The 10,227-nt window shown below is 61.9% G+C and carries 10 protein-coding genes and 2 pseudogenes; 9 read left to right on the top strand and 3 right to left on the bottom strand.

What is annotated here, in order from left to right; all coding sequences use genetic code 11:
* A partial coding sequence (locus O7A61_RS18030) for an SDR family NAD(P)-dependent oxidoreductase (RefSeq protein WP_337130942.1) occupies window positions 1–159 on the bottom strand: 159 nt, incomplete at its 3' end.
* Between the two features lie 103 nt (window positions 160–262).
* Here O7A61_RS18030 and O7A61_RS18025 point away from each other — a divergent pair.
* The 6 genes and pseudogenes from O7A61_RS18025 to O7A61_RS18000 all read left to right on the top strand — a co-directional run bounded on the left by O7A61_RS18025 (window position 263) and on the right by O7A61_RS18000 (window position 5,726).
* Window positions 263–1,156 (top strand): LysR family transcriptional regulator, encoded by an 894-nt coding sequence (locus O7A61_RS18025; protein WP_337130938.1) that lies wholly within the window; start codon window positions 263–265, stop codon window positions 1,154–1,156.
* 151 nt (window positions 1,157–1,307) lie between these two features.
* Window positions 1,308–1,838, top strand: a pseudogene (locus O7A61_RS18020) (AMP-binding protein); the annotation flags it as partial.
* Between the two features lie 170 nt (window positions 1,839–2,008).
* A complete protein-coding gene (locus O7A61_RS18015; RefSeq protein ID WP_337130937.1) occupies window positions 2,009–2,749 on the top strand; it encodes an ATP-binding cassette domain-containing protein in 741 nt (246 codons plus the stop codon).
* A 55-nt stretch (window positions 2,750–2,804) separates the two neighbouring features.
* Window positions 2,805–3,866 carry an ABC transporter permease gene (locus tag O7A61_RS18010; RefSeq protein ID WP_032935349.1) on the top strand — a complete coding sequence of 354 codons (1,062 nt, stop codon included), beginning with the start codon at window positions 2,805–2,807 and terminating at the stop codon, window positions 3,864–3,866.
* A gap of 52 nt (window positions 3,867–3,918) precedes the next feature.
* Complete coding sequence (locus tag O7A61_RS18005) at window positions 3,919–4,923, top strand: sugar-binding protein (protein ID WP_140713876.1); 1,005 nt, start codon at window positions 3,919–3,921, stop codon at window positions 4,921–4,923.
* A gap of 53 nt (window positions 4,924–4,976) precedes the next feature.
* Window positions 4,977–5,726, top strand: coding sequence for a glucose 1-dehydrogenase (locus O7A61_RS18000; RefSeq protein ID WP_140508690.1), 750 nt, complete (start codon window positions 4,977–4,979; stop codon window positions 5,724–5,726).
* 66 nt (window positions 5,727–5,792) lie between these two features.
* Here the strand turns inward: O7A61_RS18000 and O7A61_RS17995 are convergent.
* Window positions 5,793–6,028: pseudogene (locus tag O7A61_RS17995) on the bottom strand (LysR family transcriptional regulator); the annotation flags it as partial.
* A 118-nt stretch (window positions 6,029–6,146) separates the two neighbouring features.
* Here O7A61_RS17995 and O7A61_RS17990 point away from each other — a divergent pair.
* A complete protein-coding gene (locus O7A61_RS17990) occupies window positions 6,147–6,686 on the top strand; it encodes a hypothetical protein (protein WP_156938204.1) in 540 nt (179 codons plus the stop codon).
* 713 nt (window positions 6,687–7,399) lie between these two features.
* Here O7A61_RS17990 and O7A61_RS17985 read toward each other — a convergent pair.
* Window positions 7,400–8,290, bottom strand: coding sequence for a LysR family transcriptional regulator (locus tag O7A61_RS17985; protein WP_337130936.1), 891 nt, complete (start codon window positions 8,288–8,290; stop codon window positions 7,400–7,402).
* Window positions 8,291–8,482: 192 nt separating this feature from the next.
* Between O7A61_RS17985 and O7A61_RS17980 the strand changes: the two genes are divergently transcribed.
* Complete coding sequence (locus O7A61_RS17980) at window positions 8,483–9,424, top strand: DMT family transporter (RefSeq protein WP_337130935.1); 942 nt, start codon at window positions 8,483–8,485, stop codon at window positions 9,422–9,424.
* Window positions 9,425–9,466: 42 nt separating this feature from the next.
* Window positions 9,467–10,189, top strand: coding sequence for a haloacid dehalogenase type II (locus O7A61_RS17975; RefSeq protein ID WP_337108202.1), 723 nt, complete (start codon window positions 9,467–9,469; stop codon window positions 10,187–10,189).
* Window positions 10,190–10,227 lie beyond the last annotated feature (38 nt).

Raw genomic sequence — 10,227 nt, 5'->3', positions numbered from 1 at the left:
CACCAGCGCCTCGGCCTCCGCTTGTCCCCGCGCATAGTTGACGACGACGGCGATACCGTCGCGGGCGAGCCGCTGCGCGATCGCCGCGCCGATGCCCTTGGAGGCGCCGGTCACGATCGCCGCCCTGGTTTGTCCCGTACTTGTTTGGCCAGATGTCATGGAAGTCTCTCCTTCTGTTGGTGAGACGGATATAGGCGAGGCCAACTTCCGGATAATCAACCATCTCTTGACATCACTATTCGGAAACTGCGAACAAAGGCCCATGGATCGGCTCGACACAATGCGGCTCTTCGTTCGCGTGCTGGAACGGCGCAGCTTCACCGCTGCCGCGGCCGATCTCGGCCTGCCGCGCTCGACCGCGACGGAAGCGGTCCGGCGGCTGGAAGAGCACCTTGGCGCCCGGCTGCTGGAGCGCACGACGCGCCAGGTGAACGCCACGCAGGACGGCGATGCCTATTACCGGCGCTGCCTGTCGATCCTGGCCGAGATCGAGGATGCCGAGGCCGCCTTCCGCGACGCCGAGCCGTTCGGCCTGCTGCGCATCGACGCCAGCACGCTGCTCACCCGCACCTTCCTGTTGCCGCGCCTGCCAGATTTTTTAAGCCGCTTTCCCCGCATCGACCTGCAGATCGGCCAGAGCGACCGGCTGGTCGACCTCGTGCGCGAGGGTGTCGACTGCGTCATCCGCGTCGGCGAACCGCCCGACAGCGGCATGATCATGCGGCGCCTTGGCATGATCCGCGAGATGACCTGCGCCAGCCCCGCCTATCTCTCTCGCCACGGCACGCCCGCCTCCCCCGATGCGCTGGATGGCCATCAGGCGGTCGGCTTCGTCTCCTCGCGCACCGGCGAAGTGCTGCCCTTCGAATTCACCGTCGGCGGCAAGACGCGCGAAGTCAGGCTGCCCGGCCGCGTCGCCGCCAACAATTCCGACACCGCCGCCGACCTCGCCCGGCTTGGCCTCGGCCTCATCCAGGCGCCGCGCTATCGCTTCGAGAAGGACCTCGCCGACGGCACGCTGGTCGAAGTGCTGGCCGAGTACCCGCCTTCGCCCACGCCGTTGTCGGCGCTCTACCCGCAGAACCGGCAGCTCTCGCCGCGCCTGCGCGTCTTCCTCGACTGGGCGGCACGCATCTTCGCCGAGGCGAACTTGTAAGAGCAATTCCAGGAAAAGTGTGTAGCGGTTTTCCGTCCGGAATTGCGTCAACACAAAGCAGGCACCCATCGTTGCCCATTGGCGCCGTCTGATGTCAATGTCGCCGCGACGGCGCGCCATGGGACATGGAGCGCCGTCAGGGAGGATTTTCATGACCGCGACAAAGACCGGCTTGCCGCGCTATGACGATGCCGTTGCGGGCTTTCGTATCGAGGATGAGATCGCCAGATTGCGGGCCGACCCCGCGACCGGCATCAACGCCTATGTCGAATGCTGCGGCCGGCACACCGGTGGAAACCGCTGGCGCTGCGCGCTGTCTCGGCCGGCGGCGAGCTCAGCGAATTCAGCTTCGACGATCTCGCCGACATGTCCGGCCGTGTCGGCACTCTGCTGAAGGGGCTGGGCGTCGGCCCCGGCGATGTCGTGGCTGGCATGCTGCCGCGCATTCCCGAACTGGTGGCGCTGATCCTCGGCGCCTGGCGCATCGAGCGCCGTCTACCAGCCGCTGTTCACCGCCTTCGGCCCGAAGGCGATCGAGCATCGCCTGGGCTACAGCGGCGCAAAGCTGGTGGTGACCAATCCCGCCAATCGCGGCAAGCTCGACGAGGTCGCGAACCCTCCGCAAATCGCCACCATCCTCGGTGCGGGCGATGCGGTGGCTGAAGGCGACATCGATTTCCGCACCACCCATGGGCTGAAATCAATCCGCCAGACCGAACCTCTCCCGCCGTCTCAGTTAAGGTGATCGCCGGAAATCCTGATCCAATAAATCATTGTGTTGAAAGCGTTTCGCTGATTAGCTGTCCTGCATATGGCCGGGACAATTGGCAATGTTGTCCGGAGAGGACCGCGATGCCGGTACTTGAGGTTCGCCACGTCTCCAAGAATTTTGGGGCCATCCAGGCCCTGACGGACGTTAGCTTCCAAGTGGAGCGAGGCGAAGTCGTGGGGCTGATGGGGGACAACGGTGCCGGCAAGTCGACGATAGTCAAAACGGTGGCCGGGAATTTTCCGCCGAACGACGGCGAAATTGTCGTGGACGGCGAGGTTTGTCACTTCCATAAACCCGTCCAAGCGCGGGCCAAAGGTATCGAAGTCGTCTATCAGGATCTCGCGCTCGCCGACAATTTGACGGCCGCGCAGAACGTCTTTCTTGGCCGCGAGATGAAGAAGGGCTTCTGGCCAATCAAGGTGCTCGATAAACAGGCGATGATCGAGCGTTCGGCATCGCTGTTCAAGGAACTGAAATCGGAAACCCGGCCGAGCGACCTCGTCAGGAGGATGTCGGGTGGGCAGCGTCAGGCGGTAGCCATCGCGCGGACACGGCTTTCAAACGCCAAGCTGGTGCTGATGGACGAACCGACCGCCGCTATTTCGGTGCGTCAGGTGGCGGAAGTGCTTGAATTGATCCGACGCCTCAAAGCGCAAGGGGTTGGCGTCATGTTGATCAGCCATCGCATGCCTGACGTTTTCGCTGTCTCAGATCGTATCATTGTGCTCAGGCGGGGTTCGAAGGTTGCCGACAAGGATGCCGGCGACACATCACCCGAGGAAATCACTGGACTAATAACGGGGGCCATCCGTGGCGAATAGTGCTCGGGAGTCAGTTAGTGTCAGGGAGTCCGCCCGGGAAATCAGCCGACCGGGCATGTCTGAGTTCGTCCCGACCAAGGAAAAGACCGCGCTCCAAAGTGTGATGTCAAGTCAGCCCTTCTGGGTGACGATCGCGCTCATTGCACTCGTCACCTGGATGACTGCCATGGAACCGAGCTTCGGGACTTCCGAAAACGCCGCCAACGTCACGCGCAACTTCGCACCTTTCGGCATCATGGCGCTCGGCATGACGGTGGTGATCATTACTGGTGGCATCGATCTGTCGGTCGGCTCGATCATGGGCCTCGTGGTCATTGTCGCCGGCCTGTTTCTGACCTGGCACTATCCCTGGTACGTGGCCTTCGCCATCGGCCTTTTCGCCGGTATGGCTTGCGGCGCGGTCAATGGTTTCTTCGTCGCTTATGTCGGAATGCCATCCTTCGTGGTCACCCTCGGCATGCTGTCCGCGGCGCGCTCGCTCGCGGTTGTATTTTCGGCCAACCAAATGCTCTACCAATTCGGGCCCGATGCTCCAATCGTGAAAGCGATCGGTCAGTGGAGATGGCCGCTGCATGGGCCCGAGCACTGGGCACCGCACTGGATACCAGAACTGTCATCGCAATTCTGGACCATGGTGGTTCTGGCCCTGATCGTCGGCTTCGTGTTCAATTTTACTGCCTGGGCCCGGCATCTCTTCGCCATCGGCGGCAATGAAGACGCGGCACGGCTCACCGGCGTTCCGGTCGACTGGATCAAATTCGAGGCCTACGTCTTCTCGGCTTTCACCGCCTCGCTCGCCTCTCTCCTGCTCCTCGGCTACAACGGCTCAGCCATCAACGCCATGGGCCAGGGGTACGAGCTGCGCGTGATCGCCGCGACAGTCATCGGCGGCGCCAGCCTCATGGGCGGCGCCGGCACGGCCTTCGGTGCGATCATCGGTTCAGCCTTCCTGGAGGTGATCAGGAACGCTCTGCTGATGGCCGGCATCGATTCAAATTGGCAGGGTGCCTTCGTCGGCGCCTTCATCGTTCTTGCGGTTCTCCTGGGCATGCAGACCGGCGGCAAATCCATTCTCGCCAAGTCGCTGGCCGTCTTGATGCCCAAGAAAGGCCGCTAGAAACCCGCCGGCGGGAGGCCTGCGGGACATCCAGCTAGGAGGAGAACGTGACATGAAAAAACATCTGCTGACGGCGGCCGTGGCGCTTGGCGCAATGGTGCTCGCCGTTTCCGGCGCCCAGGCGAAATATACGTTCGCCCTGGTACCGAAGAACATGAACAATCCCTTTTTCGACCAGGCACGCGACGGTTGCAAGAAAGCCGAAGCTGAATCGAAGGGCGCCGTGGAGTGCATGTATATAGGCCCCGGCGAGCATGGCGGCGGCGACGAGCAGGTTCAGATCGTGCAGGATCTCGTAGCCAAGAAGGTGGACGGCATCGCCGTGTCGCCATCGAATGCCGCGGCGATGGCGGTTGCGCTGCAGGCCGCCAAGGAAGCCGGTATCCCGGTGCTCACCTGGGATTCCGACCTCCTGCCCGAGAACAAGGATCTTCGCGCCGCCTATATCGGCACCCACAATTATGAGATCGGTGTGAACCTTGCCAAGCTGGCCATGCAGGTCAAGCCCAAGGGGGGCACGATCTGCATCCAATCGGGCGGCGCGGCGGCGGCCAACCACAATGAACGCATGCAGGGCATTCGCGATACGCTTTCGGGCACCAAATCGGCCGCCTCGCCCGGGGACCGGCTAACCGGGCAGAACGGCTGGACCGAAATCGAAGGCTGTCCGCTCTATACCAACGATGATTTTCCTCTTTCGGTGCAGCAGTTTGAAGACATCATGGCGAAGAACCCGAATCTCGACGCGTTCATCCCAACCGGTGGTTTCCCGCAGTTCATCCCCGACGCCAACCGTGCTGCGGTCGCACCGTACAAGGACAAGATCGCCAAGAAGGAACTGGCGCTGGTCGTTGCCGATACCTTGCCCACGCAAATTGAACAAATGAAGGAAGGATACTCCCTCGGGCAGGTTGGCCAGCGCCCGTTCGAAATGGGCTACAAGACGATGATGGCACTGAAGGATATGAAGGACGGCAAGGCTCCGCCGGCTGACCCGACCTACACGGGCCTCGACGTTTGTACTCCACAGACAGCGGATACCTGCGTCGCCAAATAGTGCTTTTGCCTAAGGGCGGGAGGAAACTCCCGCCCCTTGCCACAGGAACCTCTATGTCGCAATTGTTCTCGCTCAAGGGCCGTGTCGCATTGGTGACGGGCGCTTCGCGTGGCCTCGGCTTCGCCATGGCCAAGGCACTTGCCGAGAACGGCGCGACGGTGATCGTCAATGCCCGCGACATCCACGCTCTGTCAGCAGCGGCGGAAAGGATCGGTGCCGAAGCCCTGCCGTTCGATGTCACCGATGCGGCGATCTCGAAGGCATCGCTCGAAGGAATGGTCGAACGCCATGGCCGTCTGGATATTCTGATCAACAACGCTGGCATCCAGCATCGCAGGCCGTTGGTGGAATGGGAGGACGAGGATTTCGACAGGGTGATTGCCGTCAATCTTTCGTCCTGCTTTCGAATGATACGCGACGCCGTGCGCTTGATGCTGCCCAACAAGTTTGGGCGTATCATAAACACCGGATCGGTTGCAGGGATCCTTGGCCGTCCCACCATTCATGCCTATGTTGCCGCGAAGGCGGGCCTGCATGGATTGACACGCTCCACTGCAGCTGAGATGGGCCGTCACGGCATCACGATCAACGCGATCGCGCCCGGGTATTTCGCAACGGAACTCAACACCGCGCTAATGAACGACGAAGCCTTCACCAAATGGGTCGAAGCGCGGACCCCTGCAGGCCGCTGGGCCCGGGCTGAGGAACTCGGTGGAGCCGCGGTGTTTCTCGCCTCAGATGCTGCCGCCTACGTCAATGGACATGTATTGGCCGTCGACGGCGGTCTATCGGTTTCGCTCTGAACCGCTAGCTGCTTTCACCATCTGTCGGGGCGTGTGCCAGGGCGATAGAGATCGCCTGCCACCAAAAATTGCCGAAGCCCTCGAACATTCGAACACGATCTCGAACACCGTTCCCTCGTCCTGGCCGAGATCGAGGCCCCAACGGCGATAGAAGCAGTTGTCGTCGAAGGACAGGACCGGATCCCCTTTCGCCAGGATCAGCTCGGGCGACTTCACCCAATGCAGGCTCTCGCGGAAGAGCAGGATGTCGGTGGCCGGACCTCATGCTGGAACACCTGGATGATGGCCGCATCGAGCGCCCCCCAACAGGAGACTTCCGAGACCGCAGAGAGCGCGGCATCATCATGATTGCGATCGGAAGGAACAATGCGGAAAGGGCCTCGTTGGTGGGGTGGCACGTTTGCTTGTAGGTTGCTGCCGATGAAGCTCGAGGACGAAGCCCGCCACAAATCCGAGGATGTGGACAATGCAGTCCTCACAGACGTCGTGCTTGCCTTGCAGCGGCGGGTCGAGGTGAACCACGATTTCGATATCCCTTATCTTGCCGGTTACAGCGAGGATGGGCGAACCGTCTATATCGACCGCCACTTACCGCGCACCATGGCGTCGCAAGGCCGGGCCGTAAGGCTTGCGCCCTTTTTGGTCACGCATGAAGTGGTCGAGAAATCGCTCTTGGACAAATTGCGACTTCACTATCTGCATGCCCACCAAATAGCGCTGCGGACGGAGCGAGATGCCGTCCGCGCAGCCCGTGTTTCATGGCAGGCCTACCAGGCCCTGATGAAGAGCAACGAGAAGCCCATCGACGAGGAGAAGGTGAAGGCCGTCCCTCACGACCTCGACCTGACGCCCTATCGAGATTTGAAAGATTTCCCAGTGCTGGATCGGTTGGTCAAAGCGGCCCAGGGATCGAAAGGCATGGACAGATCGCAGCCGTCCGCGAAGAACCGCGCCAGATGATGAGCGGGTGAATGGCGAGGGCTTGACCTCCTTCCCTGCCAACGCGTCTGACAGGGTTCGTCGACCTGACCAACGGCTCAACCGTAGCTACCGATAGTAGTGCCTGTGATGTCGTCTGTGGTGGTGATGCCGGTGCGGGTAATAGTACCGGTGATAATACCTGTGGTGGTATCGGAAATACGGTCGATATGGCTGGTAGTACGAGCCGTAGTATGGGCCGTAATACGGGTTGTAATACGGATTGTAATAGGGCCGGTAGGGGAATGGCGGGCCTCCGAAACCACCAAAAAAACCACCGAACGGTGAGAACAGAAATTGCGCCTTGGTTGGTGAAGTCACAGCGGCTGTGGCAGCAAGCGCGAGCACAGATGCCAATATCAGCTTTCTCACGGTTACCTCCATTAGTTCGAGTTTAAATAACGCGAACGCCGGCTGACTCGTTCCTTGCGTTCCGCAACCCATCCCAGCCGCTGCCGTGTGAAATTCAAAAGGCCGCCACCGCAGGAAGCGGACTGTTGCGTTCGGATTGACTGAGGCGGCGCGGGCAAGGCGTTGAGGCGCCACGCTCCCGTTTTGCCGACGGCTCGGATCAGCGATTGACCTCGCGCATGCCATGGATGCGGCGCAAAGCAGACGTCCAGCATCGATCGGCTCATGGAGGGAAAAGCAAGACTTTCTTGAATCCAGAACGCCCACGCCTCTCCGCCATCCCCTCACACCGCGATCTGAAGCGTCCCGTGGCGTCTCACCTCGGCCTCGATCTCCTTCACCAGCGTCTCCAGCGCGGGGTTGCGGGGGTTGCGGGCGCGGCGGATGACGTAGGCGAGGTCCGGAGGCTTGGGGAACTGCTTGTCGGCGATCTCCATGCCGGGCTGCAGGTGCCGCTGGCTGAGCAGCGCGACGCCGAGCCCGGAGGTCACGCCGGCGATGATGCCGGCCGCGCTCGAACATTCGAACACGATCTCGAACACCGTTCCCTCGTCCTGACCGAGATCGAGGCCCCAGCGGCGATAGAAGCAGTTGTCGTCGAAGGACAGGAACGGGACCGGATCCCCTTTCGACAGGATCAGCTCGGGCGACTTCACCCAATGCAGGCTCTCGCGGAAGAGCAGGATGTCGGTGGGCCGGACCTCGTGCTGGAACACCTGGATGATGGCCGCATCGAGTGCCCCCTCGCCCAGCAGCTTCTGCAAGGCCAGGCTCATGCGCACTTGCGTGCGCACGCTCACCTCAGGGTAGAGCCGGCGAAACCGGCCAAGAATGCGCGACAGGTCCGTGCAGGTCGTATCCTCGGTCATCCCCAACGCGATCTTTCCTTGCAGCGTGCTTTTCGACAGGCTCAGGATCGCCTCGTCATGGATGCCCAGGATGCGCCTGGCATAGCCCAGCAGATCCTGCCCTGAACTAGTGAACATCGGCGCATTGGCCTTGCGGCTGAGGATTTCGCAGTCGAGGCTCGCTTCCAGCCGCCTGATCTTGTGGCTGACGGCCGACTGCGACAGGCCCAGCACCTCGGCCGCGCGGGTGACGCCGCCATGTTTCTCGATCGCCACCATCGCCCGCAAGGCATCGACATCCAGGCGGCGGCTCATCACTCCAGCCATGACAATCCTCGTTTGAAACGAAAGCGGCGCTCCCAAATCCTCGCGCAGAACCTGTTCGCAGGCAAATTGAAATGCCAGATTTAGTGGCAATTTCATGGATGCATCGAAATTTGTCATGTGCAGATGCGTGCGCACCGCCATAAGTCCGCCCCGGCACGCATTCAACCCCGCACCCATTCAACGAATGACCGCATGACGCTCCCGAAACATCAGCCCCATCGCCTGGCCTGGCCGCTCATGGCGGCCGCGCTGGTCGTAAGCTGGAGTTCCGGCTTCGTCGGCATCCGCTACGCCAGCGAGAGTGCCGGTGTCATGCTGGTGCTGTTCTGGCGGACCTTGATGTCGGGACTGATCCTTCTGCCCTTCGCGCTCATGGTCGGGCCGCGCATCGGCGCACGCGCCCTGATGCGGCAGATGGCGTTCGGCGTGGCGATGATGTTCCTCTATCTCGGCGGCTTCGCGCTTGCCATCGGCCAGCGCGTACCGACCGGCCTTGTCGCGCTGATCTCCGACCTCGTCCCCCTCGCCATCGCGGCACTGTCGCAGCCCATCCTGGGCCACCGGCTGACATCGAGGCAATGGACCGGAACGGCGCTCGGGGCGCTGGGTGTGCTGATCGTCTCGCTCAACAGCCTCAGTCTCGGGACAGCGCCGGCCTGGGCATATATGGTGACCATCGCGTCCATGATGGTCTTCGCCCTGGTGACCGTGCTGCAGAAACGGATGGGGACGATCGACATGCCAATCCACCAGAGCCTGTGCATCCAATGCATGACGGCGGCGATGCTTTTTGCCGCCTGCGCCGGCTGGAATGGCGGGCTGATGCCGCCGCTTGATGGCCGGTTCGGGTTCGGCATCGCCTGGCTGGTGCTGTTTTCGACCTTCTTCTGCTACGGCGTCTACTATGTGAGCCTGCGCCTCCACAGCGCCGCGCAGGTCAGCAGCGTGATCTATCTCAGCCCGCCGGTGACGATGCTCTGGGCCTGGCTGCTCTTCGGCGAGCCGCTTTCGGCGGCGATGTTCCTCGGCCTTGCGGTGACGCTGTTCGGCGTCTGGCTGACGTCGCCGCGCGGCACGGTATCCAAGGGCGAGACAAGTCTAGGCCCGATCGGGCAACCGGCCGATTTGTCGTGATCCCGCACCAAACCAACCGTGGACCCCAAGGGAGTGAACCCCATGAAGCTGACTGATTTCAAGGCCCTGACCTTCGACTGCTACGGCACCCTCATAGATTGGGAATCCGGCATGATCGAAGCCCTGAAGCCGCTGACCGGACGGGTTGGCCGCGGCCTCGGCCGCGACGAGATCCTGCAGGCGCATGCAAGGCATGAATCCAGCCAGCAGAACTGGACGCCGCAAAAACGCTACTGCGATCTTCTCGCTGTCGTCTACAAACGGCTCGCCGAGGAATGGGGCGTCGTGGCCACGCCGGAGGAATGCATCGCCTATGGCCAAAGCGTGAAGGATTGGCCGGCCTTTGCCGACACCGCCGCCGCCCTGCAATACCTCAAGAAGCACTACAGGCTGATCATCCTCTCCAATGTCGACAATACGAGCTTCTCCTTCAGCAACAGGAAGCTCGGCGTCGATTTCGATGCGATCTACACGGCGGAGGACATTGGCTCCTACAAGCCGTCGCCCCGGAATTTCGACTATATGCTTGAAAAGCTTGCGACGCTCGGGATTGGCGACAAGGAGGTCCTGCACACGGCCGAAAGCCTGTTCCACGATCACACCGTCGCCAACCGGCTGGGCCTGGCATCGTGCTGGATCCACCGCCGGCACGCCGATCAGGGTTTTGGGGCCACGATGCATCCCGGCGACATGCCGAAGGTGGACTTCCGCTTCGACAGCATGGCCGACCTCGCGGAGGCGCACAGGGAGGAATTGCGCGCCTGATGGAAGGGCGCGCCGGCCCCATCCCGGCGGAAGCCCAA

Source organism: Mesorhizobium sp. Cs1321R2N1 (assembly GCF_037179725.1).
GTDB lineage: Bacteria > Pseudomonadota > Alphaproteobacteria > Rhizobiales > Rhizobiaceae > Mesorhizobium > Mesorhizobium salmacidum.
This window is presented reverse-complemented; position numbering and strand designations above follow the sequence as displayed.

Bases quoted from the DNA above. Each gene is read 5' to 3' on its own strand.
- O7A61_RS18025 (WP_337130938.1), top strand. From the start codon at position 263: ATGGATCGGCTCGACACAATGCGGCTCTTCGTTCGCGTGCTGGAACGG.
- O7A61_RS18015 (WP_337130937.1), top strand. From the start codon at position 2,009: ATGCCGGTACTTGAGGTTCGCCACGTCTCCAAGAATTTTGGGGCCATC.
- O7A61_RS18010 (WP_032935349.1), top strand. From the start codon at position 2,805: ATGTCTGAGTTCGTCCCGACCAAGGAAAAGACCGCGCTCCAAAGTGTG.
- O7A61_RS18005 (WP_140713876.1), top strand. From the start codon at position 3,919: ATGAAAAAACATCTGCTGACGGCGGCCGTGGCGCTTGGCGCAATGGTG.
- O7A61_RS18000 (WP_140508690.1), top strand. From the start codon at position 4,977: ATGTCGCAATTGTTCTCGCTCAAGGGCCGTGTCGCATTGGTGACGGGC.
- O7A61_RS17990 (WP_156938204.1), top strand. From the start codon at position 6,147: ATGAAGCTCGAGGACGAAGCCCGCCACAAATCCGAGGATGTGGACAAT.
- O7A61_RS17985 (WP_337130936.1), bottom strand. From the start codon at position 8,290: ATGGCTGGAGTGATGAGCCGCCGCCTGGATGTCGATGCCTTGCGGGCG.
- O7A61_RS17980 (WP_337130935.1), top strand. From the start codon at position 8,483: ATGACGCTCCCGAAACATCAGCCCCATCGCCTGGCCTGGCCGCTCATG.
- O7A61_RS17975 (WP_337108202.1), top strand. From the start codon at position 9,467: ATGAAGCTGACTGATTTCAAGGCCCTGACCTTCGACTGCTACGGCACC.